Source organism: Microbacterium meiriae (genome assembly GCF_025143875.1).
Classification (GTDB): Bacteria; Actinomycetota; Actinomycetes; order Actinomycetales; family Microbacteriaceae; genus Microbacterium; species Microbacterium meiriae.
This window is the reverse complement of the sequence record NZ_JAMBDU010000005.1, coordinates 1-26,339: the sequence shown is the minus strand read 5'-3', so window position 1 is coordinate 26,339 and position 26,339 is coordinate 1. Positions and strand designations below refer to the sequence as shown.

The window sequence follows — 26,339 nt, the reverse complement described above, 5'->3', positions numbered from 1 at the left end:
GGTCAGCCGTCCTGCCGTCAGAGGAAGCAGCGGATGTTGGTCGCGGAACCGGAGACGTTGCTCCACGCGTTGGCGGAGACCGTCGCCAGGACCGAGCTGCCGTTCCGGACCTGCATGTAACCGGAGGTGCGGGCGTTCGCCGCCGACTTCGTCGCGAAGGACGACGGGATCGCGATGGTCGTGCAGCTTCCCCAGCTCAGCATGGCGCCGACGCGATTGAGCTCCCGGTACGCGCAGATGCGACCGGTCGCACAGTTCCCGACTGCACGCGCCATCGTGCGGACGGTCCCGGTGTTCGAGGTGTACTCCATGTCGAGCTTCGGCCAGACGGCGCTGCCGGCGTCGATCACCACGCCACCGGGCACCTCGTCGAGGATACGCACCATCAACGGGTCGAGCGTCGGCTCCTCAGCGGTGGCCGCGGCGACGGGACCGCCTGCTCCGGTCAGCACCAGCGCCAGTCCGACCACGACGGCGATGCGCAGCCGTGTCATCGCAGCATCTCCTCGTCGATGTCCCACATCCGGTAGTCGACGATCGCCCCCGCGGGGAACACCCCGTCGTCCTTGAGCACCGTCCGTTCGAGACCCACGATGCGGCCGGTGTCGAGCGATACGAGCACGTCGTCACGGACGACGCCGTCGGCGGAGACGACACGGATACCGGAGACCGGCCGGCCGAGACGATCGTTCGTCGTCCCCAGAGCCTCCGCGCCCCCGGACTCCTCAATCAAGGTCAGCAGCTCGGCGTGCTGCGCGTTCGTGAGCGTCCACTGCCCGAAGACGGAGGTGATCGCCGTCACCACCTCGAACGCGGTCGGCTGCTCGGGCATGTCGAAGGCGACCAGCAGTGTCCGGACGTCCTCGGCCGAATCGCCCGGGACGTCGACGACAGGAGTGACGAACTCGCCCGGAGCGAGGACGACGCGGGATGCCACCTCGCCCGTGCTCTTCACCTCGGCCTGTCCGTTCGCCACCGCATCCGTCGGCGCATACGGCTCACCGTTGATGGCGACGGCCTCTCCCGAGAGGTCTTCCTCCCAGGTGAAGGTCGCGAACTGCGGAACGACCTCGGCCCGTTCGGTGTCGACCTCGACGTTGTACGACCAGAACGCCGTGCGCGTCGAGCGCTCGGGTTCCGCCGGTGGACTGAAGATCTCGAGGTCCGCCTCCGCCGCGGCCACCGTATCGCTCAGCGAGCCGGCCGCCTCGAACACGAGCGGAGACGGCGCTCCCGCGACGGCGGCTCCTTGCGGGAGGAGGACGCCGAAAGCCACCGCGGCGGACGCCGCGACGGCCGTGAGGCCCGCTGCCCAGCCGATCGTCCTCGCACGCCGTCGTCGCGGCGCACGAGCAGATCGGATGATGCGATCACGCGCGGCGATGGCGCGCGCGTCCGGAGGGGCGTCCCGCGGGGTGCGCGCGGGATCGGCCTCGACGAGCACGCGCTCGAGCAGAGCATTGTCACTCATCACGCATTCCCCGTCCCCTCCAGTCCCAGCGTCTCTCGCAGCCGATCCTCGGCACGAGCCAACGTCTTCCGTACCCGGGACTCAGAAGTGCGCAGCAGCTCCGCGATCTCCCCCACCGCGAGTCCATCCCAGTACGTGAGCATGATGATACGCCGTTGCAGCGGAGTGAGGACACCCAAAGCCCTGAGCACTTCGCGGCGTCCGAATCCGCCGAGGGTCTCGGGGCCGCCGGAGAGCCCTGAGTGCACGGCGTCGATCGCCCCGTGGGCGGTGGATGAGCGCCGGGACCGCGCGCGCAACCGACGGTCGGTCTCCCGGAGCAGCCAGACCCTCCCCGGGGGCCGCGTCGGTCGGAGTCGCGACCACGCCGCGAGGAAGACCTCCGACACGATCTCGCTCACCTCGTCGTCGTCGGGGACGACGCCCTCGATATGGTGGCGCACCGTCGCCCAGTGCTCGTCGAACACTCGTGTGAAGATCTGGTCCCGCAGCGAGCTCGGGTCTTCGCCGCGGCCGATCATGTCGGTGGGGTCGGCGGTCTGCCCGCCGCCTCCGACGTCCTGCGGGCCTGCATGTCAGAACCCGAGCCGGCCGAGCTGCTTGGGATCGCGCTGCCACTCCTTCGCGACCTTGACGTGGAGCCCGAGGAACACGCGGGTCCCGAGCAGCTCCTCGATCCCCGCGCGGGAGCGGGCACCCACGTCGCGGAGGCGCTTGCCCTTGTGGCCGATGATGATGGCCTTCTGGCTGTCCCGCTCGACCACGATGGAGGCGTGCACGTCGGTGAGGTCGCTGTCCTCGCGCGGGGCGATGTCGTCGACCACGACGGCGATCGAATGCGGGAGCTCATCGCGCACGCCGTCGAGGGCGGCCTCGCGGATGATCTCGGCGATGCGATCCTCCGTCGACTCGTCCGTGGTGACCCCCTCGGGGTAGAGCGCGGGCCCCTCGGGCATGAGCTGCAGGATCTCGTCCGCCAGCACCTCGAGCTGATCGCGCGTCAGCGCCGACAGCGGGATCACGGCGGCCCAGTCCTCGCGGAGGGAGTCCACCTCCATCAGCCGCTCGGTGATCTCATCGCGCCCGGCCGCGTCGGTCTTCGTGACGATGGCGATCTTCTGCGCGCGCGGGTAGCCGTCCAGCGAAGCGGCGATGCGGCGATCGCCGGGGCCGACCTTCTCGGTCGCGGGCACGCAGAAGCCGATCACATCGACGTCGCCCAGCACCTGCTCGACGAGGTCGTTCAGCCGCTCGCCCAGGAGCGTGCGCGGCTTGTGGATGCCGGGGGTGTCGACGATGACGAGCTGTCCGTCCGGGCGGTTGAGGATGCCGCGGATCGCTCGACGCGTGGTCTGCGGCTTCTCGCTCGTGATGGCGATCTTCTCGCCGACGAGGGCGTTGGTGAGCGTCGACTTGCCCACGTTCGGCCGTCCGACGAAGGTCACGAACCCGCTCCGGGTGTCTTCAGTCATCGCGCCGTTCTCCTTCATCCTGCACATCTTCGGGCTCTGCTGCCCGCTCCACGAACACCGTCGCGATCCCTCGGCCCCGCCCGCGGGAAGCCCCGCCGGTGAGCACGAGGCCGTGGACGGTGGCCGTCGCACCGGGCTGCGGCACCTGGCCGAGCGTCTTGCCGAGCAGACCGCCGATGGAGTCGACGTCCTCGTCCTCGAGCTCCAGGCCGAACAGATCGCCCACGTCCTCCAGCGAGAGCCGGGAGCTCACGCGATAGCGGCCGTCGCCCAGGTCGACGAACTCGGCGGATACCTGATCGTACTCGTCCGAGATCTCCCCCACGAGCTCCTCGATGAGGTCCTCCAGCGTCACCAGGCCGGAGATGCCGCCGTGCTCGTCGATTACGAGACACACGTGCACCGCGTCGCGCTTCATCTGCTGCAGCAGCGTCTCCGCACGCATCGACTCGGGAACGAACGTGGCAGGCCGAGCGATCGGACGGATCGAGGCGGCGCGCCAGGCGCTGTCGTCGCGGTAGGCGAACTGCACGAGGTCCTTGAGGTAGAGCACCCCGACGACATCGTCGGCCTCATCGTCGACGACCGGCATCCGGGACACGCCGCGGTGCAGGAAGAGCGACATGGCCTCGTCGGTCGTCGCCTCCGCGCCCACGGTGACCATCTCGGTCCGCGGCACCATCACCGCGCGGACGAACTGGTCGGTGAAGTCGAACACCGAGTGGATGAGGTCGCGGTCGTCCTCCTCGATGAGGTCGTTCGAGGCGGCCTCGTCGACCATGCTCAGCAGCTGGTCCTCGCTCGAGAACGAGCTGCGTCCGGTCCCCGGGGTGACGCGGTTGCCCAAGACGACGAGGCCCTGGGCGATCGGCCCGAGAATGATGCGCAATCCCCGGACGACGTTCGCACTCCCCCGGATCATGCTCTCGGCGTGCTGATGCCCGAAGGTCCGCGGACTCGCCCCGACGAGGACGAAGGTGATGCCGGTCATCAGGATGGCGGCGGCGAGCATCGCCCACCAGATGTTCTCGAAGACGATCGTGAACGCCACGGTGACGAGCACGGCAGCCGTCACCTCCGCGAGGACGCGGATGAAGGCGACCGCGTTGACGTGCGCGTCGAGGTCGCCGGCGATCCGCTCCAGCGCCTTCGCACGGCGGCCCTCGGTCGCCATGTCGGCCAGGCCGGCACGGGAGGTCACGCCGTATGCCGCGTCGATCGCGGCCATGAGGCCGCCGAACGCCACCAGCAGCACGGCGGCGACGAGCAGCAGCAGCTCCGTCATCGCCGGCGACGCTCGGACGCGGCGAAGCCCTGGATGAGCTGCTTCTGCAGACCGAACATCTCCCGCTCCTCATCCGGCTCCGCGTGATCGAAGCCGAGAAGGTGCAGCAGTCCGTGCGTGGTGAGCAGGATGAGCTCGTCCATCAGCGTGTGGCCGGCGGCCTGCGCCTGCGTCTCCGCGACCTGCGGGCAGAGGACGATGTCGCCGAGCAGCCCGGGGGGCGTCGGCCGGTCCTCGGTACCGGGACGGAGCTCGTCCATCGGGAAGCTGAGGACGTCGGTCGGGCCCGGTTCGTCCATCCACTGCACGTGCAGCGCTTCCATCGCCCCCTCGTCGACGAGCACGATGGCGACCTCGGCGTCCGCGCTGACGTGGAGCTGCGCGAGGTTGAAGTCGGTCAGCCGCTGCAGCACGGTCTCGTCGACATCGATCGCCGACTCGTTGTTGATCTCGATCATGAGAGCCCTCGTTTCGGCATGCGATCGCGTGGTCCTGGTCGCTGGGCACCGCGTCGCTCGGCACGGTTGGCGAACTCGTGCGCCTGTTCGCGCTCGGTGCGCTGCGCCACGCGGCGCTCGTCGTACTCGCTGTACGCGTCGACGATGCGACCGACCAGCGAGTGCCGCACCACGTCGTCGCTGGTCAGGCGGGAGAAGTGGATGTCGTCGATGCCGTCGAGCACGCGGGTGACCAGGCGGAGACCGGAGGCTCCCTGCGGGAGGTCGACCTGGGTGATGTCGCCGGTGACGACCATCTTCGTCCCGAACCCGAGACGGGTGAGGAACATCTTCATCTGCTCGGGCGTGGTGTTCTGCGCTTCGTCCAGCACGACGAAGGAGTCGTTGAGCGTGCGCCCCCGCATGTACGCCAGCGGCGCGACCTCGATGGTCCCGGTCGCCATCAGGCGCGGCACGATCTCCGGGTCCATCATCTCGTTGAGCGCGTCGTAGAGCGGCCGCAGGTACGGATCGATCTTGTCGGTGAGCGTGCCGGGGAGGAACCCGAGGCGCTCCCCCGCCTCGACCGCCGGACGCGTGAGGATGATGCGCGTGACCTCCTTGCGCTGCAGCGCCTGGACGGCCTTCGCCATCGCCAGGTAGGTCTTGCCCGTTCCCGCCGGACCGATGCCGAACACGATCGTGTTCTCCTCGATCGCGTCGACGTACTCCTTCTGGCCGAGCGTCTTCGGCCGGATGACCTTGCCGCGCGTGGACAGGATCGCCTCGCCCAGCACCTCGCTGGGACGCGGGCCACCCTCCTGGCGGAGCATGCGCGCAGAGCTGGACACGTCGCTCGGGGCGAGGTCGTGGCCGGCCTTGGTCATCGCGAGCAGCTCGTCGACGAGGTTCTTGGCCTTGGCGACGGCCTCGCGCTCACCCGTGAGCGTGATCTCGTTGCCGCGGACGAGCACCTGCACGTCGCGGTGCTCCCGCTCCAGCATCCGCAGCAGCCGGTCCTGGGGACCGAGCAGCTGCACCATCGCGACACCGTCGGCGTAGAGCCTTTCGGTGACGGTTTCCTGATCGTCAGAAGCCAACGAGCTTGTTCTCCTCGAGGTTGCCGAGCACATGGGCGTGCACGTGGAAGACGGACTGCGCGACACTCGCGCCGTTGTTGAAGATGAGGCGGTACTCGCCGTTGGCGTGCTCCTCGGCGATGCGCTTGGCGGCGGCGACCATCTCCGCCAGCAGCTCGGGGTCCCCGGCTGCGAGTGCGGTCACGTCGCGGTACTCCTCGGTCTTCGGGATGACGAGTACATGGAGCGGCGCCTGTGGATCGATGTCGCGGATCGCGAAGACGCGACCGGTGTCGAGCAGGATCTCCCCCGGGATGTCCCCGGTGAGGATGCGCGTGAAGATCGAGGGTTCGCTCATGCTCTCAGCTTACTGGGGGGACGCGGGCCGCGGCCGGTCACCAGCGGCCGAGGGCCACCGAGAGCACGGCGATGGCGGCAGGTCCCGCAGTGGAGGTGCGCAACACGGTGTCGCCGAGCAGGACGCGCTCAGCGCCGGCCGCCGCGAGCCTCTCGAGCTCCTCCGGAGCGATCCCGCCCTCCGGACCCACCACGAGCACGAGGTCACGGTCGTCGGGAACGAGCGTGGAGAGCCGGGCGGGAGCGGTCGGGTCGAGCAGCAGCACCCGCTGCGTCGCCGCGCGCGCCGCAAGCTGTGCGGTCGACTCGGGGGCGGCCACCTCGGGCACCCAGGTCCGGTGCGCCTGCTTGGCCGCCTCGCGGACGATCGTCGCCCAGCGCTCGCGTCCCTTCACCGCCTTCGGCCCCTCCCAGCGCGACACACTCCGGCTCGCCTGCCACGGCACGATCTCGTCGACGCCCAGTTCACATGCCGCCTGCACCGCGAGCTCGTCGCGGTCGCCCTTCGCGAGCGCCTGCACGAGCACGAGACGCGGAGTCGCCGGCTCGTGCTCGACGCGCTCGGCGATCCGGACATCGACGCGCGACGGTGACACCTCCTCGGCGACGCCGGTCAGCCAGACGCCTCGACCGTCGCCGACGGTGACCGTCTCGCCGACGCGCAGCCGCCGGACGACGGCCGCATGCTTGGCCTCGGCGCCCGTCAGTGACACGAGACCGCCCACCGCGGCGTCGCCCGCGGACTCGACGAGGAAGTGCAGCGCCACGATCAGTGGGTACGGAACCGGTCGCGCAGCTTGGAGAACAGGCCCTGCTGGAACTGCGCGAGCTGCGGGCCCGGCGCCTTGTTCTTCTTCGCGAAGTCCTCGATGAGCTTGCGCTGCGCGGAGTCGAGCTTGGTGGGGGTGACCACCTGCACACCGACGCGGAGATCGCCACGCTGGGTGCCGCGCAGCGGCGTGATGCCCCGTCCCTTGATGGTCAGCACGTCGCCGGACTGCACGCCCGCGCGGATCTCCAGGTCGACCTCCCCGTCGAGCCCCTCGATCGAGGTCTCGGTGCCCAGGATGGCGTCGGTCATGGACACCTCGAGCGTGGCGAGCAGGTCGTCGCCGTCCCGGCTGAACGCGGGGTGCGGGTTGACCGTCACCTCGACGTACAGGTCGCCGTTCGGGCCACCGGCGCGTCCGACCTCGCCGGAACCCGGGAGCTGCAGCCGCAGGCCGGTCTCGACGCCCGCCGGGATGTCGAGGGACACCGTGCGGCGCGACCGGACGCGTCCCTGACCGCCGCAGGTGCCGCAGGGGTACGGGATGGTCGTGCCGTAGCCCTCGCAGGTGCCGCAGGGCTGAGAGGTGACGACGTTGCCGAGCAGGCTGCGCACCTGACGCTGCACGTGGCCGGTGCCACCGCAGATGTCGCAGGTGACGGGTGACGTGCCCTCCTGGCAGCACGAGCCCTGACAGGTCTCGCAGAGCACAGCCGTGTCCACCTCGATGTCGCGGTGCGCACCGAAGACCACGTCTCCCAGGTCGAGTGTGACCCGGACGAGGGCATCCTGCCCGCGCTCCCGTCGTGACCGGGGACGAGCGCCGCGCCCGCCGCCCTGGGACGCGCCGAAGAACGTCTCGAAGATGTCGCCGAAGCCGCCGAAGCCGCCGAAGTTGTTCGCGCCGTCACCGCCGCCCATGTCGTAGCGGCGGCGCGACTCCTCGTCGCTGAGCACGTCGTAGGCGTGCGTGACCAGCTTGAACTTCTCTGCGGCCTCCTCGCCCGGGTTCACGTCCGGGTGGAGCTGCCGTGCCAGGCGCCGATACGCCTTCTTGATCTCGTCGGTGGAAGCGTCCCGGGACACCCCGAGAACCTCGTAGTGGTCCGCCACAATCGCCTTTCTGCGCGTGTTTTCCGTGGGGCCGCCTCAGCGGCCGGCCTCGTCGTCGTCGAGCATCCGCGACAGGTAGCGGGCGACCGCCCGTGCCGCTGCGAGGTTGCTCGGATAGTCCATCCGGGTCGGTCCCATGACACCGACCCGCGCGGTCCCCGAGGGTGCCGCGTAGTTGCTGGCCACGATCGACGCCTCGCCGAGCCCGAAGGAGGCGTTCTCGGTGCCGATGCTCGCCGCGAGGCCGTGCTCGTCCGGCACCATCTCGCTCATCAGCCGCAGCAGCGTGACCTGCTCCTCGATGGCCTCGAGGAGGGGATGGATGCTGCCGCGGAAGTCCTGTTCCCGTCGCGCCAGGGTCGCCGCGCCCGCCATCACGAGCCGCTCCTGCCGGAAGCCGCCGAGCTCGTCGATCACGACTCCGGCGACGGCGCGGAGAACGCGGTCCTGGGGGGCCTCCTCCGTGGCGAGGAGTGCCTGCAGGCGGTCGGAAGCCGCCGCGATCGCCTGCCCGGTGATGAGGGCGGACAGTCGAGCGCGCAGCACCGCGAGATCCGCTTCGTCGATCGTGTCCGGCAGCGCGGTGATCCGCTGTGATACCCCGCCGGCGTCCGTGACCAGGACCGTGAGGAGCCGGTTGGGAGCGAGCGTCACGAGTTCGACGTGCGTCACGTGGGCCCGCGCGAACGACGGGTACTGGGCCAGCGCGACCTGTCCGGTGAGTTGCGTGAGCACGCGGACAGTACGGACCATCAGATCGTCGAGGTCGGCCGGATCGGCGAGGAACGACTCGATGGCCGAGCGCTGCGCGGTGGAGAGCGGTCGGAGCTGGGCGAGGTGATTCACGAACACCCGGTAGCCCTTGTCCGTGGGGACGCGCCCGGACGACGTGTGCGGAGCCGTGATCAGCTCTTCGTCCTCCAGCTGCGCCATGTCGTTGCGGATCGTCGCGGCCGAGACGCCGAAGGAATGGCGGTCGACGATGGAACGGCTGCCCACGGGCTCGTGCGTCTCGACGTAGTCCTGCACGATCGCGCGGAGAACCTGCAGCCCTCGCTCTGTGACCATGGGTTCCCCTTCCCGCCGACCGGGTGCTGGCACTCTGCCGCCCTGAGTGCCAATCCTACCTCCTGCGATCGGGAGTTCTCCGAAGGCGGGACGGCCCGGGCGGCGTCGCTCAGTCCGTCAGCTCACGCACCACCGCGTCGGCGAGGAGGCGACCGCGCAGCGTGAGCTGCACGCGACCGCGGATCGCCGCCGGCGCATCGATCAGGCCGTCGGCGATGAGCCCGGCGACGCGGTCCCTGTTCCGCTCCGGGACGTCCGTCACCGCGATCCCTTCGCGGATGCGGCTGAGGAGGAGGATGCGCTCGAGCGTCTGCGCCTCCTGGTCGGGACGTTCGCGACCTGCCGCCGGCGAGGATGAGGCGGCCAGCCGCTGTGCGTAGGCCGCCGGGTGCTTGACGTTCCACCACCGGAGCCCGGCCACGTGGCTGTGCGCCCCGGGGCCGAAGCCCCACCAGTCGCTCCCCCGCCAGTATGCGAGGTTGTGCCGCGACCGCTGCCCTTCGCTGCGGGCCCAGTTGCTGACCTCGTACCACTCGAACCCGGCGGCGGCGAGGCGCTCGTCCGCCATCTCGTACATGTCCGCCTGCAGGTCGTCGTCCGGTGTCGGCACCTCGCCACGACGGATCTGCCGCGCGAGCTTCGTGCCGTCTTCGATGATGAGCGCGTACGCGGAGATGTGGTCGGACTCCAGGGCGAGCGCGGCGTCCAGGGATGCTTCCCAATCCGCGAGCGATTCCCCCGGCGCGCCGTAGATGAGGTCGACGCTGACGGCGAGGCCCGCGTCCTTCGCGGCGGCGACCGCGGTGCGCACGTTCTCGGGCCGATGCGTCCGATCGAGCGCGGCGAGCACGTGCGGGACGGCCGACTGCATGCCGACGGAGAGTCTCGTGACCCCCGCCTCTGCGAGGATGCGCGCGACCTCCGGCGTCACCGTGTCGGGATTGGCCTCGACCGTCACCTCGGCACCCGGAGCGAGCCCGAACGCCGCGGTGGCCGCTCCCAGCATCCGCGCCAGATCGCCTGCCGGCAGCAGCGTGGGTGTGCCGCCACCGAAGAACACCGTGTCCATCGGCCGCAGCGCTCCGGCGTCCTCCAGCACGGTGCGGGCGAGGGCGATCTCGCCGATGAGGGTGGACGCGTAGTCCTCCTGCTTCGCCCCGCGGAGCTCGCTGGACGTGTACGTGTTGAAGTCGCAGTAGCCGCAGCGCACCCGGCAGAACGGGATGTGGAGGTAGGCGGAGAACGGCGTCTCCGCGGAGATCGGGAGGTCGGCAGGGAGTCGCCCGTCCGGCGGCGCGGGATCCCCGAGCGGAAGCGGTCCCGCCATCACACCGGGGTCGCGTAGAGCGGGGAGATCGCGCGGAGGTAGCGCGCGAAGAGCTCGCGACGGCGGCGCTTCATGAGGGCGGGGACGAGGCGATAGAGCAGCGTGTTCGGGGCGTCGAAGGCGCGGACGGTGAACCACACCTCGTCGTTGTCCTCACGCCAGTCCACATCGAACGACTCCTCGCCCCGGACCACGGATCCGCCCACCGTGCCCAGCACGAAGCCGATCCGGCGGGTCTCCTCGGTGACGGAGATCACGCGCAGCTCCGAATCGGCGCGCATGCCACCGACACGGCCGCGCAGGTGGAGCGTCATTCCCGCGCCCACGAAGGGCATCCCCTCCGCGTCGTACCGCGGCTCCACGTCGCGCTTGCTCGGCGCGATCGGGTTCCCTTCGGCGTCGAAGCTCACGCCCGCGTACGCCGGACCGGGAGCAGGACGGACATCTTCCACGGAGAGCCCGGCGGCGCGCTGCGCCGTCCACGACAGCAGGGCCTCGCCGGCCGTCTGGAAACGCTCCTCACCGCTGCCGATGCGCCAGGATTCCTCCGCCGGGATGCTGCGCTCCGGCGGGTACTGCATCAGATCGGGGGCGTGGGTCGCACCCACGGCCGCATAGTCCACCGTGTCGTCTCGGAAAGTCCCGCGCCGCATGAGTTCCAGCCTACTTCGGGTTCCCTGAGCGAACACCCCCCGCGCCGCACGCCGTCACATCCCCCGGATGATGCTGGGTCCCTGAGCCTGTCGAAGGGCTGGATCCCTGAGCGTGTCGAAGGGCTGGGTCCCTGAGCGTGTCGAAGGGCGCACAACACTCAGTCCAAGGCTCCTCCACACCGCTGGGTCCCTGAGCTTGTCGAAGGGATCTCCTCACGCCCCGGCCAAGCCGCACGCACCTCCGCCATGATGGCCCGATGCCATGGGCCTACATCCTCGAATGCGCAGACGGCAGTTTCTACACGGGCAGCACGAACGGCGACCTCGAAGCCCGCGTCTGGGAGCACAACCACGACGACGCCTTCTCCGCCAGTCATACGCGGCGCCGGAGACCGGTCTCACTGGTGTACGCGGAGCACTTCGACACCGTCGACGCCGCCTTTTTCCGGGAGAAGCAGATCCAGGGGTGGAGCCGTCGGAAGAAGATGGCGCTGATCGAGGGTCGGTGGGAGGACCTTCCGTCGTTGTCGACCTCGTACAGTGCGCTTCGACAAGCTCAGCGACCCAGCGCGGGCAGCCCCTGAGGACGGCGCGCTTCGACAAGCTCAGCGACCCAGCGTGGACCGACCCTGAGAACCGCGCGCTTCGACGAGCTCAGCGACCCAGCGCGGGCAGCCCGGAAGAACCGAGGCTACTTCTTGTCCTTGGTCTCGACGTCGCCGGAGAGCGCGGCGATGAACGCCTCCTGGGGGACCTCGACGCGGCCCACCATCTTCATGCGCTTCTTCCCCTCCTTCTGCTTCTCGAGGAGTTTGCGCTTACGGGTGATGTCACCGCCGTAGCACTTCGCGAGCACGTCCTTGCGGATCGCGCGGATCGTCTCGCGAGCGATGATGCGGGCACCGATCGCGGCCTGGATCGGCACCTCGAACTGCTGGCGAGGGATGAGCTTGCGCAGCCGCTCCGCCATCATCGTGCCGTAGGCGTACGCCTTGTCACGGTGCACGATCGAGCTGAACGCGTCGACCTTCTCGCCCTGGAGCAGGATGTCGACCTTGACGAGGTCGGCCTCCTGCTGCCCCGAGGGCTCGTAATCCAGGGAGGCGTAGCCCTGCGTCTTGGACTTGAGCTGGTCGAAGAAGTCGAACACGATCTCGCCGAGCGGCATGTTGTAGCGCAGCTCGACGCGCTCCTCGGAGAAGTACTCCATGCCGAGCAACGTGCCACGACGCGACTGGCACAGCTCCATGACGGTGCCGACGTAGTCCTTGGGCAACAGGATGGCTGCCTTGACCATGGGCTCCGACACCGAGCCGATGCGCCCGTCGGGGTACTCGCTCGGGTTCGTGACGGTGACGGTCTCGCCGGTGTCGCTCGTGAGCACCTCGTAGATCACGCTCGGCGCGGTGGTGATGAGGTCGAGGCCGAACTCCCGCGCGAGGCGCTCGGTCACGATCTCCAGGTGCAGCAGGCCGAGGAAGCCGCAGCGGAATCCGAACCCGAGAGCCACAGAGGTCTCCGGCTCGTACTGCAGCGAGGCATCGGAGAGCTTCAGCTTGTCGAGCGCCTCGCGCAGTTCCGCGTAGTCGCTGCCGTCGATCGGGTAGATACCCGAGAAGACCATCGGCTTGGGGTCCGTGTAGCCGGGAAGAGCTTCCGCCGCGGGCTTGCGGGCGTTCGTGATCGTGTCGCCGACCTTCGACTGACGCACGTCCTTCACGCCGGTGATGAGGTAGCCCACCTCGCCGACGCCGAGACCCTTGGTGGGAGTGGGCTCCGGGCTCGACACGCCGACCTCGAGAGCCTCGTGGTTCGCGCCCGTGGACATCATCTGGATGCGCTCGCGGGGCGAGAGGCTGCCGTCGACCATCCGCACGTAGGTGACGACACCGCGGTAGGCGTCGTACACGGAATCGAAGATCATGGCGCGCGCCGGTGCGTCCGCGTCCCCAACCGGAGCCGGGATCTCCTCAACGATCCGGTCGAGCAGATCCTCGACCCCCATGCCGGTCTTCCCGGAGACCCGCAGCACATCCTCGGGCTTGCCGCCGATGAGCGAGGCGAGCTCCTTCGCGTACTTCTCGGGATCGGCGGCCGGGAGGTCGATCTTGTTGAGGACGGGGATGATGTGGAGGTCGTTCTCCAGCGCGAGGTAGAGGTTGGCGAGCGTCTGGGCCTCGATGCCCTGCGCCGCGTCGACGAGGAGGATGGCTCCCTCGCATGCCGCCAGCGACCGCGACACCTCATACGTGAAGTCCACGTGACCCGGTGTGTCGATCATGTTGAGCGCGAAGACCTCGTCGGCCCCCTGCGCCTGGGCGAGCGCCCAGGGCATCCGCACCGCCTGGCTCTTGATCGTGATGCCGCGCTCACGCTCGATGTCCATGCGGTCGAGGTACTGGGCACGCATGTCCCGCTCCGCGACCACGCCGGTGATCTGGAGCATGCGGTCGGCCAGGGTCGACTTGCCGTGGTCGATGTGGGCGATGATGCAGAAATTGCGGATCTGCGCAGCCGGCGTCGCGGCAGGCTGAAGAGGGGTGAGAGCGCGTGGGGACATGTCCCGTCGATTGTACGGTGAGGGCTCTCATAATCCCCATTCGGGCGTATCGGTGATAGTCTCCCGAAGTTGCCCGGGATCAATCCGTGACACCGGATCCCGTAAGCGATACGACTCCGTCACAGACTCCGTGAGGGCTGTCGCGTCGCGCGGAACGGCGGATGACACCCGATCATCCGCCCGGCTCAGCGTTGCGTCGGCAGACCCCGAGCGCGTCTGGAGAAGAGAAAGACAAATCCCCCTTGATCAAGTACCTCGCGCGCCGTGCCCTCGGCTGGCTGCTCATGATCGTGGTCGCGACGAACCTCACCTACTTCCTCGCGTGGGGCTTCCTCGATCCGCGCAGCAACTATGTGGGTCGTCGCCCTCCGCTCACCGAAGAGCAGATCGTGAACACCCTCGCTCCCCGCAACCTGAGCGACACCGTCCCGCTCATCGAGCGGTGGTGGACCTGGTTCACCGGCATCCTCCTCCGCTGGGACTGGGGCGTGAGCCCGACCGGCGGTTCCGTCAACGAGCAGGTCGCCTACCGCATGTGGGTCAGCGCAGAGCTCGTCCTCGGGGCGACGATCCTCACGACGGTCCTCGGCATCGCGCTCGGCGTCTACACCGCGTCTCGGCAGTACAAGCTCGCCGACCGCATCGGCCAGGCCACGAGCATCATCACGCTCAACATCCCGATCGTCGTCGCGGCCTTCGCGATCGTCCTCCTCGCGATCGGCCTGAACAACGCCACCGGTACCCGCATCTTCTACGTGACCGGCAACGCGAGCCAAGGCGTCGAGGGTTTCTTCCCCACGCTCATAGACGTGTTGCAACACCTGACGCTGCCGACGATCGCGCTGGTGCTCACCGGCTACGCCAGCATCCACTTCCTGCAGCGATCGCTCCTCCTGGACAACATCAACGCCGACTACGTCCGGACGGCCCGCGCGAAGGGCCTGACCAAGCAGCAGGCCATCCGGAAGCACGCACTTCGGACGTCTCTCATCCCCGTCGCCACGCAGGTCGCCTTCACGATCCCCGCGATCTTCACCGGAGCGGTGCTGACCGAGACGATCTTCGCGTGGAACGGCATGGGCCGGTACTTCATCGAGACCATCACCAAGAACGACATCCACGGAACCGTCGCGATCGCCGCCTTCGGTGCGGTCCTCACGGCGATCGGCGCCATCCTCGCCGACATCGCCGTCGTCGTCCTCGACCCGCGCGTGAGAGTGAGCTGACATGAGCACCGACATGCTCGACCCGACCATCCACCCGGAGCCGGAGACCGCCGGCCCCGAGACCACCCGCGTCGCCACCAAGCGGCTGTCGAAGTGGACGCTGTACTGGCGACGCTTCTCCCGGAACCGCGGAGCCCTCATCGGCCTCGTGATCTTCGTCGTCCTCGTGCTGTTCGCCATCCTCGGGCCCTTCATCGCCCGGTACGACCACATCGAACTCGACTTCCTGAACCTCAGCACTCCCCCGTCCGCGGAACACTGGTTCGGCACGAACAACGCCGGAAACGACCTCTTCGCCCAGGTCGCCGTCGGCCTGCAGCGGTCGCTCATGATCGCCATCACCGTCTCCGTCGGCGTCACGATCGTGTCCGCGCTCGTCGGCACGGCCGCGGCCTACTTCGGCGGCTGGACGGAGCGCATCTCGCTCCTGGTCATCCACTTCATGATGGTGATCCCGAGCTTCCTCATCCTCGCGATGATCTCGAACAAGGCCGGCGGCGACTGGCGCGTCATCGCCCTCATCATGATCTTCGTGATCGGGTGGTACTTCCCCGCCCGCGTCATCTGGACGATGGCCCTGTCGCTCCGCGAGCGCGAGTACGTCAGTGCCTCCCGGTACATGGGCGTCGGCGGCATGCGCATCGTGCTCCGCCACCTCCTGCCCAACATCGGCTCTCTCCTCGTCATCAACTTCACCCTCGGCGTCGTCAACGCCGTGGTGACGGAGACGGGCCTGTCCTTCCTGGGCTTCGGCGTCAAGATCCCCGACGTGTCGCTCGGTGCCCTCATCGGCGCCGGCTCGAGCTCGTTGACCACGGCGCCCTGGCTGTTCTACTTCCCGGCGGCGGCGCTGACCCTGCTCACCGTGTCGATGGCGCTCATCGCCGACGGCCTGCGCGACGCCCTCGATCCCACCTCGGCTGCTGGAGGCCGCGCATGACCAACGTCCTCTCCGTCCGCGACCTCAAGGTCAGCTTCGCCTCCGAGGCCGGCCGCGTCGACGCCGTCCGCGGCGTCTCCTTCGACCTCGAAGCCGGCAAGACCCTCGGCATCGTCGGCGAATCCGGCTCCGGCAAGTCCGTGACCTCGCTCGCGATCATGGGTCTCCTCGACGAGAACGCCAAGGTCACCGGCTCGATCATGTATGACGGGAAGGAACTCGTCGGCATGAGCGACAAGCAGCTGTCGGTCATCCGCGGCAACGGCATGTCGATGGTCTTCCAGGACCCGCTGACCTCGCTCACGCCGGTCTACACGGTCGGCGATCAGCTCATCGAGGCCCTCACGGTCCACCGCGGCCTGTCCAAGAAGGACGCCTGGGACCGCTCCGTCGAGCTGCTCAAGCTCGTCGGCATCACCGAGCCCGAGCGGCGGATGAAGTCCTTCCCGCACGAGTTCTCCGGAGGCATGCGGCAGCGTGTCGTCATCGCCATCGCGATGGCCAACGATCCGAAGCTCATCATCTGCGACGAGCCCACCACGGCCCTCGACGTCACCATCCAGGCGCAGATCCTCGACCTCATCGAGAAGGCGCAGGACGAGACCGGCGCGGCGGTGATCATGATCACGCACGACATGGGCGTGGTCGCCCGCACCGCCGACGACGTGCTCGTGATGTACGCCGGCAAGCCCGTGGAGCACGCGCCCGTGCGCGAGCTGTTCCACAAGACCCGCATGCCGTACTCGATCGGTCTGCTCGGCGCCATCCCGCGCGTGGACAAGGCCGAGAAGGAGCCGCTGACCCCCATCAAGGGGAACCCGCCGCTGCTCATCAACCTCCCGGACGCCTGCCCGTTCGCCGACCGCTGCCCGATCGTCATGGACGCCTGCCGCGCCAAGGAGCCCGAGCTGCTCCCCGTGCCGACGGGCTCTGGCGACCTGCATCAGGCGGCCTGCATCCGCGCGCACGAGATCGAGGACGGCGGCCTCCTCGGTGGCCTGCCCGTCTACCCCGTCCGCCCCGTCCCGGAGAGCGACCTCACACGGACGCCGCGTGAGGAGCGGCCGATCACGCTCGAGGTGAAGAACCTCCGCAAGACGTTCCCGTTGGTCAAGGGCGCGTTCTTGAAGCGCAAGGTCGGCGAGGTCCAGGCGATCAAGGGCATCAGCTTCGACGTGCGCGAGGGCGAGACGATGGCCATCGTCGGCGAGTCGGGCTCGGGCAAGACGACGACGCTGCTGCAGATCATGGACATGGTCAAGCAGACCGAGGGCGACATCGTCATCGCCGGCACCAGTGTCAACGACATCCACAGCCGCAAGGTCGAGCGCGCCCTGCGCCGCGACATCCAGATCGTCTTCCAGGACCCGATGGGAGCCCTCGACCCGCGCATGACGGTGGCCGACATCATCTCGGAGCCGCTCTTCGCGATCGGCACTCCCAAGGAGGAGGCGCACCGGCGGGTGGACGAGCTCATGGACCTCGTCGGGCTCAACCCCGCGCACAGCGACCGCTTCCCGCAGGCGTTCTCGGGCGGTCAGCGGCAGCGCATCGGCATCGCCCGGGCCCTGTCGACGAACCCCAAGATCGTCGTGCTCGACGAGCCGGTGTCCGCGCTCGACGTCTCGATCCAAGCCGGCGTCATCAACCTGCTCGACGAACTCAAGACCAAGCTCGGGCTCTCGTACCTCTTCGTCGCGCACGACCTCTCGGTGGTGCGTCACATCGCCGACCGCGTGGCCGTGATGTACCTCGGCGAGTTCGTGGAGCACGGCGACGTCGACCAGGTCTTCGACGACCCGCAGCACCCGTACACGAAGGCGCTGCTGTCGGCGATCCCCGTGCCGGATCCCGACATCGAGCGCACCCGTGAGCGGGTGGTCTTCGACGCCGAGACGATGTCGACGAAGCCCGCGACGGTCTGACCCGAAACCATGCGCCCGTTCCTGGTCACCGTCCGATAACGGTTAGGCGGCATTCACCGCAGTGCGGTGTACCGGGATAAAGCTCGAACTAGTCTTCCCTTTATGAAACGCCGAAAGGCGAAAGGAGCACCATGAAGAACAAGAAGTTGCTGGGGGCGGTCGCGATCGGCGGCGCCCTCGCACTCGCCCTCGCGGGCTGCGCGAGCGGTTCCGGGAACACCGGTGGCGGGGACAACGGCGAGAAGGTCGAGACCAAGACCGCCGACTACAACCCGCAGGACCGCAGCAACCTCCAGGAAGGTGGCGAGGTCAACTTCCCCATCAACGAGATCCCGGAGCAGCTGAACGGCTTCAACAGCGATGCCAGTGCTGACACCGCTCGCCTGTGGTCGTGGTACATGCCGCAGATCCTCCTGGTCTCGCCGGAGGGCGAGGTCACGAAGAACGACGCCTACCTCGATGCGTACGAGATCGGCGAGGAGGATGGCAACACGACCATCACCTTCACGTTCAAGGACGAGGCGCACTTCAACGACGGCACCGACATGGACTGGACGTCCATCGACGCCACGTGGAAGGCCAACCGCTCCTACGACGAGGGCTTCAACCCGAACGCGACCGACGGCTACAAGCAGATCAAGACCGTCGAGCAGGGTGACACCGCGAAGACCGCCGTCGTGACGTTCGACGGCATCTACGCCTGGCCGTCCATGGCGTTCCTCACGGGTGGCGTCCTGCACCCGGACATCGCCGACCCGGCCGTGTTCAACGAGGCCTTCATCGGCAACATGCACCCCGAGTGGGGCGCCGGCCCGTACACCGTCGACACGTTCGACGCGAACGGCGGCTTCGTCTCGTTCAAGCCGAACCCCGAGTGGTGGGGCAACGCGCCGCTGCTCGACACGGTCACCTTCACGGCCATGGAGCCCGACGCCTCGATCAACGCCTTCAAGAACGGCGAGATCGACATGGTGGGCGCCAACACCAACGACCGCCTGAAGCAGGTCCAGGAAGTGGACGACACCGTCGTCCGCCGTGCGCAGCAGACCGCCAAGACGGTCCTGCTCGTCGACGCCGACAAGCCGCAGTTCGAGGACATCGACGTGCGCAAGGCGTTCTTCCTCGGCGTGAACGTCGACCAGCAGAAGCAGATCGCGTGGAACGGCCTCGGCTACGAGGAGCCGGTCGCCGGTTCGCTCAACCTGTACTCGTTCCAGGACGGCTACAAGGACTCGTTCGCCGAAGCCGGTCTGAAGCACGACGTCGAGGGCGCCAAGAAGCTCCTCGACGACGCCGGCTGGACCGAGGGCGAGGACGGCATCCGCGAGAAGGATGGCGAGAAGCTCTCCGTCACGTTCCCGATCTTCGGTGAGGACCCGACCATCGAGGCCCTCGCGAAGTCGCTGCAGGCGCAGCAGAAGGAGATCGGCATCGACCTCAAGATCGATGTCCGCGCCTCCGCCGACTTCTCCAGCGACTTCACCACGAAGAACTGGGACGTCGTCTCGCTCCGCTTCACCGACTCCGACCCGTTCGGCCCGGCCTGGTTCTGCCAGCTCTACTGCTCGGACAGCGGTCTGAACCTGTCGGCGACCGGCACGGAGGAGATCGACAAGCAGATCGCCGACGAGGTCGAGAGCCAGAAGGACGCGGAGTCCTGGACCACCGCGGCGATGGACCTCGAGCCGAAGATCATCGAGCAGACGTGGGGCCTCATCCCGCTGTACAGCGGCCCCTCGATCTACGTGGTCAAGAACGGCCTGGCGAACCTCACGCCGGAGCCCTACGTCGGTCTCGACCTGTTCGGTGTCACGCCGGTCGAGAACGTCGGCTGGGAGAAGTAACACTCTCTGACACATCTCGTGTCGAAGCGGGGTCGGTGGTCCATCCACCGGCCCCGCTTCCTTATGCTGAAGGCGTGACCGTCCAGACCGTCCTCGTGCACGGCATCCGCACGTCCGCCACGATGTGGCGGTCGCAGGTCGAGTACCTGGAGGCGCACGGGCTCCCCGTCACCGCCGTCGACCTCCCCGGCCACGGCAGCCGGATGGACGAGGACTTCACCCTTCACGAGGCGCTGCACACGATCGACGCGGCCGTCCGCGCCGCCGCGGAGAAGGGCCCCGTCCTGCTGGTCGGCCACTCGATGGGCGGGCTGCTCTCCCTCGCGTACACGGGCGGGGCCGAGCCTCCCCCTGTCGACGGACTCGTCGCCGCCGCGTGCACGTCGCTCCCCCGCGGCCCCGGGCTGCGTGCCTATCGGCTGTTCGCCCGGGCCGTCGACTCCCTGCCGGACCGCGGCATGTGGCTGACGCAGCGGATGCTCGCCGCGACGATCCCCGAGGACAACCGCGGCGACTTCTCCGCCGGAGGATATGCGCTGGACATCCAGGACCAGACGCTCCGCAGCCTCGCCGCCCTGGACGTCGCCGCCGCGGTCCCCCGGATCCGGGTACCCCTGTGGTTCGTGAACGGCCAGTACGATCAGCTCCGGCTGAACGAGCCCCTGTTCCGGCGCCTGGCCCCGCAGGCGGAGCTCATCGTCGTGCCGCGGACCACGCACCTGCTCACCGCCATGCGTCCGCGGGTGTTCAACGCCGTCCTCGCCCTCGCGATCGCGACGATCGAGGAGCGCGCGGCGTCACGCTGAGGACACCCGCGGCCGCGCGGCAGCGGTGAGCGCTCCCCCGACGAGCGACAGGATGGCCGCCGCCAGGAAGACGAGCCAGAACCCGCCGGCCAGGGCGACGAGTCCTGCGCCGAGCACGGGCCCGATGAGCTGTCCGAGGGCGGCGGTCACGTTCACGATTCCGAGATCGCGCGCGTGATCCTGCTCATCCGGGAGCAGATCGGCGGCGAACGCGAGGCCCACCGTCGAGAAGGCGCCGTAGCCGACGCCCATGAACGCGGCGGCCACCATCGTCATCTCGAAGGTCGGTGCGGCCACGATCACCATACCCGACGCCGCCTGCACGACCGTGGCCCCCACGGCGAGCCGGCGCCGCTCCCCGGTGCGGTCGGAGACGATTCCGGTGATCACGGAGGCGAGCACCACGAAGACCGTGTATACGACGATCAGCAGGAGGAGGTTGTCCTGTGCGGTCGTGCTCTCCTGTCCGAGGCCGTGGAGGAGGAAGAAGAGGAACAGCGCCGTGCCGAGGGCGTTGCCGATGTTGGTGACGAGTCGTCCGGAGAGCATCCAGGCGAAGTCGCGGTCGCGGAGCGACGCCAGGCGGGGCCGCCCGATGCGCTGAGGACGCAGCGCCTCCGTGCTCGGCGGGTCCGGCAGCAGCAGCGCCGCCGCGACCCCGACCACCGCGATGATGCCGGCGAGGAGCAGATACCCGGCGACGATGTCGAGGCCCAGCAGCACGACGAGCCCGACCCCCAGCACGATCCCGACCGCCTGGCTCGACCCGACCGCGGCGGACGCGGCACCGCGCTGCGTCGTCGGGAGCTGGTCGGCGATGAGCGCGGTGAACGCGGCGGAGGAGACGGCGACGCCGATCGAGACGCCGACCCAGCCGGCGCCGACTGCCCATGGGCCCTCGGCGAACCCGGTGAGGACGAGACAGACGGCCGTGAGCGCGACCCCTCCCAGAGCCCATGGCCGCCGCCGGTGCGCGCCGGCGCGGGCTCGATCCGAGAGCGCCCCGGCGAGCGGCCCGGCGACGACGCCGGCGAGACCACCCACTCCGAGCACGATCCCGGAGGAGACGACGCCGCGGATCCAGTCGTCCTCCGGAGTGTCGAGCTGCAGCGGGAGAAGGAGCTGGACCGGGGTGAGCTGGACGGTCCAGATGGCGAGCCAGGCGAGCGTGAACAGCGACATCCAGCGAAGACCGGCGCGGCGGGCGACGAGGCCCGGGGTACCGGTCATGCCCGTGCCGCCGCGGCGTCCCTGGCCTCACGAGCGCCGGCGACGAGGTCGCGGTACCACCCGTAGGAAGCCTTCGGAGTGCGCTCCCCCGACGAGAAGTCCACGTGCACGAGACCGAACCGCTGAGTGTAGCCGTCCGTCCATTCCCAGTTGTCGAGCAGGGACCAGACCGTGTACTCCTCGACCGGGACGCCGGCATCGAGGGCCTCGCCCACCGCGTCGATGTGCGTGGAGAGGTAGGCGATCCGGTCGGCATCCTCGACGGCACCGGCGACGTCGGGTTCGGGGAAGGACGCTCCGTTCTCCCCGATGATGATCGGTGGCATGTCCGGGTGTCGTCGGTGCAGATCGATGAGGAGGTCGCGCAGGGCGGACGGCATGATCGGCCACTCCGGTCCGAACCCGGTGACGGGGACTCCGGGCGTGGGCACGATCTCGAACGGGATGTCGGCATCCGGAGCACCGGCGGTGACGGTCGTCGGGTTGTAGAAGTTCACCCCGTAGAAGTCGATCGATCCCGCGATGCGGGCGAGGTCGTCGCCGAGGATGGGCAGCGGCGGGAGTCCGAGTGCCTCCAGGTGCGGTGACGTCCCGGACAGCAGAGGCTCGCTGAACAACCGGTTGTGCAGGAGGTCGTACACCGCGGCAGCGGTGCGATCCTCCTCGGTGTCCCGCAGCGGCAGGACCCAGGTGTGGTTGTTGACGAGACCGACGCTCGCCGCACCTCGGGCATGCAGCGCCTCTGCGGCTCGGGAATGGGCGAGCAGCTGGTGGTGCACGGTCGGAAGCGCACCGAAGAGGAGCTGTCTCCCCGGCGCGAGTGCCCCGACCGCGTAGCCCTGCAGTGTCGTCATGGCGGGCTCGTTCAGCGTGTACCAGGAGGACACCCGGTCACCGAGACGGGCGGCGACGAGGGCGGCGTACTCGCCAAAGCGCTCGGCGGTGTCGCGGGCGAGCCAACCACCGTCGGCCTCGACCGCGCTCGGCAGCTCCCAGTGATAGAGGGTCGGGAACGGGGTGACACCGGCCGCGAGCAGACCATCGACGACGCGGGCGTAGTGGTCCAGCGCTGCGATGTTCCCGGGTCCGTGACCGTCCGGCTGCACGCGCGCCCACGGGATCGAGAACCGGTAGCGATCGAGCCCGAGTCCGGCTGCCAGGGCGACGTCATCCTCCACACGGCGATAGCTGTCGCACGCTGGTTCCGCGGTCGAGCCGTCCCGGATTCGTCCCGGCTTCGCGATCTCGTCGTCCCAGATCGACCGTCCCGCACCGTCAGCACGACGGGAACCCTCGATCTGGACGGATGAGGTGGCGGCGGACCAGCGTAGCCGCGCACGCGCGGTCGGGTCGGTGCTGAGGGGGGTCATCGGGCTCCTGACGTCGTCGTCGTTGTGGATGATTCTGCACCCGGTCCCGCCTTCCGCGCGACGGCGTCTCGCCTGGGCGATGTCGTTTCGCACGATCCCACCCGGTACTGGTAGACTCGACTCTTGGCTTGCGTGTGGGTTCTTCCCTCACGACCGCCGTGCAGCAGCCCTCTTCTGCTGCCGGCACTCCGAATAACTCCTGTACAGAAAGCGTCCACACGTGGCAAACATCAAGTCGCAGATCAAGCGCAACAAGACCAACGAGAAGGCTCACGAGCGCAACAAGGCCGTGAAGAGCGAGCTGAAGACTCTCGTCCGCCAGACCCGCGCGGCCGTCGCCGCCGGCGACAAGGCCGCCGCCGAGAAGAACCTGAAGAAGGCCTCGGTCAAGCTCGACAAGGCCGTCAGCAAGGGTGTCCTGCACAAGAACCAGGCGTCGAACCGCAAGTCGGCGATCGCCAAGCAGGTCTCCGCTCTCTGAGCTTCTGACTTCCGGAAAGCCCGTCTCCTCGTGAGGCGGGCTTTCTGCTTTCGCGCAGGGGCTTATCCCCCGAACGGCTCGCGGGTGGCGATGACCGTCACCATCCGCTCGAGCGCGAAGATGGGGTCACGCGCCGCACCCTTGACCTCGGCGTCGGCACGCGCGGTGGCCTGGATCGCCATCCCGAGGGAGCGCTCGTTCCAGCCCGCCAGGTCGCGACGCGCGCGGTCGACCTGCCAGTCCTTCATCCCGAGGCGCTGGGCGAGCTGCCTGCTGGGTTCACGGTTGCCGGCGACGCGTGCCATCGTGCGCAGCTTCATCGCGAACGCGGCGACCATCGGCACGGGGTCGGCACCGGAGGACAGCGCATGGCGGAGCGCCACGAGAGCCTCGCCGTAGCGACCGGCGATGGCGGTGTCGGCGACGACGAACGCCGACACCTCGACCCGGCCGCCGTAGTACTTGGTGACGACCTCTTCCGTGATGTCGCCCTCGACGTCGCCGATCAGCTGCTGGCAGGCGGCCGCGAGCTCGGTGAGGTCGTCGGCGAAGGCCGAGACGAGCGCCCGGAGCGCAGGTGGAGCGATGCGCTTCTTCGCCGCCTTGAACTCCCCCGCCGCGAAGTCGACCCGGTCGCCGTCGCGCTTGATGGCGGGGCAGGCGATCTCAATCCCGCCACCGGTCCCCGCACGCAGGGCGTCGAGGAGCTTCTTCCCACGGACACTGGCGCCCGTGTGCCGGAGCACGACCGTCGCACCCTCCTGCGGGTTCTCCAGGTACCCGATGGCCTCCTGAAGGAAGGCGTCGGAGCACTTCTCCACGCCGGATACGCGGACCAGTCGCGGCTCACCGAACAGGGACGGTGAGGTGAGGGAGAGCAGTGTGCCGGGAGCATAGTCGTCGGCACGGACGTCACTGACCTCGAGTGCCGGGTCCTCGGCACGGAGGTAGTCGCGCACCCCGGCGATCGCGCGCTCGGCGCAGACCTCCTCCGGGCCCGAGACGAGCACCAGCGGCGCGGGATGCGGCTCCCGCCAGGACACCTGCGGGATCTTCGTGGCCTTCGCGCCGCCACGGGAGGGAGGACGGGAAGCTGCCATGGGACCAGCCTACCGGCGGTGTCGGACACCCGACTCAGGGCGGCGCGACGTCGGTCCAGACGCGAGAACTTGCGCCTTCCTATTATCAAGCCGTCCGCAACGCAGTTGCGGAGCCGATGGGCGAGCGATCGTCGAGCGTCGATACCCCGAATCGTGTTTCACCGAGGTTGGGCCGGAGACGATTCACCTCAAATGATGACGTGCTGATAACAATCGCGCCAGCCCGCTCATCTGGCGATCTCCAGCCCGTCCGTCCACCACTAGCGTGAGATTGCTGACGTCACGTCAGCAATCTCACTTACGCTTGGGGGACGCGCTGATGCGCCTGTCAAAAAACAATTCCGTCGTGCTCGCTCTGGTGACCACGGCACTCCTGCTCAGCAGCTGCTCAGCACCTGCGGCTGAGCCGAAGCCGCAGACGACCACTGCAGTGTCGAGCGATGGCACCTCGGACGAGTCGGAGACGACCACCGACGCATCGTTTGCCAACAACGTCCTCACTCTACCCGCGTACACGATCACGATCACCGACACGAAGAAGATCGCCGTCGGCCAACCAGGCAACGAGTATGGCGAGAAGCCTGTCATCGCGTTCTGGTACGAAGTCACGAACAACTCCGATGACACGATCGATCCGTCCATCGCGTGGATCGGCACCTTCACCGCGATCCAAGACAACGACCCGAACGCCGTCAACGAGCTCGGCATCGGCATGCTCCCGGACGAGCAGTTCCTCGACTCCCAGCTACAGGACATCAAGAAGGGCGGCACGGTCGCCAACGCTGTTGCCTACGAGCTGGACGACGAGACCACCCCGGTGGAGCTTGTCGCCTCTAACGACCTCGGCGTGACCGAGATTGGACGCGCAACGTTTACGCTGCAGTGACCCACTGAGCGCGGCACCGAACGGCTCCCGGCGCATGCTGGGGCCGTTCGAAGTCAAGAGCCAGGTGCGTTGCCTCGTGAATGGCACTCAGGGCGGCGCGACGTCGGTCCAGACGCGGAGGACATCGTCCTCGATGCCGAGCAGGGTGCGGCCGTCGCGGTCGGTGCGGTAGACCTGCGTCCCGAGAGCCGACAGGAGATCCAGGGTCTCCCGACGCGGGTGCCCGTAGTCGTTGTCGGCGCCGACCGTGATGAGCGCGACCCTCGGCTGCACAGCGTCGTAGAGGGCGGGTTCCTGGTCGGCGCTGCCGTGGTGGGCGACCTTCACCACGTCGTATCCCGTCAGCGGCGTGCTCCGGAGCAACGCGCGCTGCGGGGCAGCGGAGAGGTCACCCAGGAAGAGCGCTCGGGGCACTCCTCCCCCGACGAATTCGGTGACGACGCTCGCGTCGTTCCCTGGCGGGAAGGCGGCACTGTGCGGCAACGGCCAGAGCACCCGCCATGCCGCTCCGCCCAGCGCGCCCCGGTCCCCGGCGTCGACCGGCCGGAGGGCTCCGCCCGCTCGGGCCAGGCCGTCGAGCGCACGCGCATCGGCGGCATCGGCAGGTGGTCCATGCAGCACCGTGCCCACTTTGCCTTCGAGTGCCGTCGCGCCTCCGATGTGGTCCGCGTCGAAATGTGTGAGCACGAGGAGGTCGATGTGGTCGATGCTCAGCGAGCGCAGACAGGCGTCGAGCGCCGTCGGGTCCGGTCCCGTGTCGATGAGGGCCACGGCGTCCTGCGAACGCACCAGGACCGCATCGCCCTGGCCCACGTCGCACGCAGCGATCGCCCACCCGTGCGGCGTCACGAGCGAGGCGAGCGGACCGTCGATCAACGCACGGGAGGCGCCGACGGACGCGACGACGATGAGAACGCCGGCCGCCACGCGTCGAGCGGCG

Annotated in this window: 26 protein-coding genes; 8 read left to right on the top strand and 18 right to left on the bottom strand. The window is 68.7% G+C overall.

Annotated elements, in window-relative coordinates:
- Window positions 1-17: 17 nt before the first annotated feature.
- The 13 genes from M4D53_RS04460 to M4D53_RS04400 all read right to left on the bottom strand — a co-directional run bounded on the left by M4D53_RS04460 (window position 18) and on the right by M4D53_RS04400 (window position 11,031).
- Window positions 18-494 carry a hypothetical protein gene (locus tag M4D53_RS04460; protein WP_187661660.1) on the bottom strand — a complete coding sequence of 159 codons (477 nt, stop codon included), beginning with the start codon at window positions 492-494 and terminating at the stop codon, window positions 18-20.
- Window positions 491-1,471, bottom strand: a complete 981-nt coding sequence (locus tag M4D53_RS04455; RefSeq protein WP_259952216.1) for a hypothetical protein — start codon at window positions 1,469-1,471, stop codon at window positions 491-493. The genes M4D53_RS04460 and M4D53_RS04455 overlap by 4 nt, the downstream gene beginning before the upstream one ends.
- Window positions 1,471-1,992 carry an RNA polymerase sigma factor gene (locus tag M4D53_RS04450; RefSeq protein WP_259952214.1) on the bottom strand — a complete coding sequence of 174 codons (522 nt, stop codon included), beginning with the start codon at window positions 1,990-1,992 and terminating at the stop codon, window positions 1,471-1,473. The genes M4D53_RS04455 and M4D53_RS04450 overlap by 1 nt, the downstream gene beginning before the upstream one ends.
- A 54-nt stretch (window positions 1,993-2,046) precedes the next feature.
- Window positions 2,047-2,943, bottom strand: a complete 897-nt coding sequence (era, locus tag M4D53_RS04445) for a GTPase Era (RefSeq protein ID WP_187661663.1) — start codon at window positions 2,941-2,943, stop codon at window positions 2,047-2,049.
- The gene (locus M4D53_RS04440) at window positions 2,936-4,228 is read right to left on the bottom strand and encodes a hemolysin family protein (protein ID WP_259952213.1); all 1,293 of its coding nucleotides are present in this window, start codon (window positions 4,226-4,228) and stop codon (window positions 2,936-2,938) included. Before M4D53_RS04440 ends, era begins: the two co-directional genes overlap by 8 nt.
- A complete protein-coding gene (gene ybeY / locus M4D53_RS04435; protein ID WP_025103688.1) occupies window positions 4,225-4,686 on the bottom strand; it encodes an rRNA maturation RNase YbeY in 462 nt (153 codons plus the stop codon). Before ybeY ends, M4D53_RS04440 begins: the two co-directional genes overlap by 4 nt.
- Window positions 4,683-5,708: a PhoH family protein gene (locus M4D53_RS04430; RefSeq protein WP_232089241.1), complete on the bottom strand. Its 1,026-nt coding sequence runs from the start codon at window positions 5,706-5,708 to the stop codon at window positions 4,683-4,685. Before M4D53_RS04430 ends, ybeY begins: the two co-directional genes overlap by 4 nt.
- Window positions 5,709-5,754: 46 nt before the next feature.
- Complete coding sequence (locus tag M4D53_RS04425; protein WP_101845350.1) at window positions 5,755-6,102, bottom strand: HIT domain-containing protein; 348 nt, start codon at window positions 6,100-6,102, stop codon at window positions 5,755-5,757.
- A 37-nt stretch (window positions 6,103-6,139) separates the two neighbouring features.
- Window positions 6,140-6,868 (bottom strand): 16S rRNA (uracil(1498)-N(3))-methyltransferase, encoded by a 729-nt coding sequence (locus M4D53_RS04420; RefSeq protein ID WP_259952212.1) that lies wholly within the window; start codon window positions 6,866-6,868, stop codon window positions 6,140-6,142.
- Between the two features lie 2 nt (window positions 6,869-6,870).
- Window positions 6,871-7,983: a molecular chaperone DnaJ gene (dnaJ, locus tag M4D53_RS04415; RefSeq protein ID WP_060922189.1), complete on the bottom strand. Its 1,113-nt coding sequence runs from the start codon at window positions 7,981-7,983 to the stop codon at window positions 6,871-6,873.
- 36 nt (window positions 7,984-8,019) lie between these two features.
- Window positions 8,020-9,051: a heat-inducible transcriptional repressor HrcA gene (gene hrcA, locus M4D53_RS04410; protein ID WP_259952211.1), complete on the bottom strand. Its 1,032-nt coding sequence runs from the start codon at window positions 9,049-9,051 to the stop codon at window positions 8,020-8,022.
- 109 nt (window positions 9,052-9,160) lie between these two features.
- Window positions 9,161-10,378, bottom strand: coding sequence for a radical SAM family heme chaperone HemW (gene hemW, locus M4D53_RS04405; protein WP_187661668.1), 1,218 nt, complete (start codon window positions 10,376-10,378; stop codon window positions 9,161-9,163).
- Window positions 10,378-11,031 carry a DUF1990 domain-containing protein gene (locus M4D53_RS04400; RefSeq protein ID WP_187661669.1) on the bottom strand — a complete coding sequence of 218 codons (654 nt, stop codon included), beginning with the start codon at window positions 11,029-11,031 and terminating at the stop codon, window positions 10,378-10,380. Before M4D53_RS04400 ends, hemW begins: the two co-directional genes overlap by 1 nt.
- 257 nt (window positions 11,032-11,288) lie before the next feature.
- On the opposite strand from M4D53_RS04400, the gene M4D53_RS04395 reads away from it, so the two are divergent.
- Complete coding sequence (locus M4D53_RS04395) at window positions 11,289-11,615, top strand: GIY-YIG nuclease family protein (protein WP_259952210.1); 327 nt, start codon at window positions 11,289-11,291, stop codon at window positions 11,613-11,615.
- A 107-nt stretch (window positions 11,616-11,722) separates the two neighbouring features.
- On the opposite strand, the gene lepA is transcribed toward M4D53_RS04395, so the two are convergent.
- Window positions 11,723-13,591, bottom strand: a complete 1,869-nt coding sequence (lepA, locus tag M4D53_RS04390) for a translation elongation factor 4 (RefSeq protein ID WP_259952209.1) — start codon at window positions 13,589-13,591, stop codon at window positions 11,723-11,725.
- A gap of 242 nt (window positions 13,592-13,833) precedes the next feature.
- Here lepA and M4D53_RS04385 point away from each other — a divergent pair, with 242 nt between their 5' ends.
- From M4D53_RS04385 to M4D53_RS04365, 5 genes are all read left to right on the top strand, one after another.
- Complete coding sequence (locus M4D53_RS04385; protein WP_101845332.1) at window positions 13,834-14,817, top strand: ABC transporter permease; 984 nt, start codon at window positions 13,834-13,836, stop codon at window positions 14,815-14,817.
- Between the two features lies 1 nt (window position 14,818).
- Window positions 14,819-15,757 (top strand): ABC transporter permease, encoded by a 939-nt coding sequence (locus M4D53_RS04380; RefSeq protein ID WP_062766635.1) that lies wholly within the window; start codon window positions 14,819-14,821, stop codon window positions 15,755-15,757.
- Window positions 15,754-17,682 (top strand): ABC transporter ATP-binding protein, encoded by a 1,929-nt coding sequence (locus M4D53_RS04375; protein WP_187661672.1) that lies wholly within the window; start codon window positions 15,754-15,756, stop codon window positions 17,680-17,682. The genes M4D53_RS04380 and M4D53_RS04375 overlap by 4 nt, the downstream gene beginning before the upstream one ends.
- Before the next feature lie 131 nt (window positions 17,683-17,813).
- Window positions 17,814-19,526: an ABC transporter family substrate-binding protein gene (locus M4D53_RS04370; RefSeq protein ID WP_187661673.1), complete on the top strand. Its 1,713-nt coding sequence runs from the start codon at window positions 17,814-17,816 to the stop codon at window positions 19,524-19,526.
- 74 nt (window positions 19,527-19,600) lie between these two features.
- Window positions 19,601-20,332 carry an alpha/beta fold hydrolase gene (locus M4D53_RS04365; RefSeq protein WP_259952206.1) on the top strand — a complete coding sequence of 244 codons (732 nt, stop codon included), beginning with the start codon at window positions 19,601-19,603 and terminating at the stop codon, window positions 20,330-20,332.
- Here the strand turns inward: M4D53_RS04365 and M4D53_RS04360 are convergent.
- Both M4D53_RS04360 and M4D53_RS04355 read right to left on the bottom strand, forming a co-directional pair.
- Window positions 20,324-21,562 carry an MFS transporter gene (locus tag M4D53_RS04360; RefSeq protein ID WP_259952204.1) on the bottom strand — a complete coding sequence of 413 codons (1,239 nt, stop codon included), beginning with the start codon at window positions 21,560-21,562 and terminating at the stop codon, window positions 20,324-20,326. The two genes, M4D53_RS04365 and M4D53_RS04360, sit on opposite strands and share 9 nt — an antisense overlap.
- Window positions 21,559-22,932: a glycoside hydrolase family 1 protein gene (locus M4D53_RS04355; protein WP_259952201.1), complete on the bottom strand. Its 1,374-nt coding sequence runs from the start codon at window positions 22,930-22,932 to the stop codon at window positions 21,559-21,561. The genes M4D53_RS04360 and M4D53_RS04355 overlap by 4 nt, the downstream gene beginning before the upstream one ends.
- Before the next feature lie 220 nt (window positions 22,933-23,152).
- Here M4D53_RS04355 and rpsT point away from each other — a divergent pair, with 220 nt between their 5' ends.
- Window positions 23,153-23,413 (top strand): 30S ribosomal protein S20, encoded by a 261-nt coding sequence (gene rpsT, locus M4D53_RS04350; protein WP_187661676.1) that lies wholly within the window; start codon window positions 23,153-23,155, stop codon window positions 23,411-23,413.
- Between the two features lie 62 nt (window positions 23,414-23,475).
- Here the strand turns inward: rpsT and holA are convergent, their stop codons facing one another.
- The gene (gene holA, locus M4D53_RS04345; RefSeq protein ID WP_025103705.1) at window positions 23,476-24,513 is read right to left on the bottom strand and encodes a DNA polymerase III subunit delta; all 1,038 of its coding nucleotides are present in this window, start codon (window positions 24,511-24,513) and stop codon (window positions 23,476-23,478) included.
- Between the two features lie 346 nt (window positions 24,514-24,859).
- On the opposite strand from holA, the gene M4D53_RS04340 reads away from it, so the two are divergent.
- On the top strand, window positions 24,860-25,399 hold the full coding sequence (locus M4D53_RS04340) for a DUF5067 domain-containing protein (protein ID WP_259952196.1): 540 nt from the start codon (window positions 24,860-24,862) through the stop codon (window positions 25,397-25,399).
- A gap of 87 nt (window positions 25,400-25,486) precedes the next feature.
- On the opposite strand, the gene M4D53_RS04335 is transcribed toward M4D53_RS04340, so the two are convergent.
- A partial coding sequence (locus M4D53_RS04335) for a ComEC/Rec2 family competence protein (RefSeq protein ID WP_259952195.1) occupies window positions 25,487-26,339 on the bottom strand: 853 nt, incomplete at its 5' end.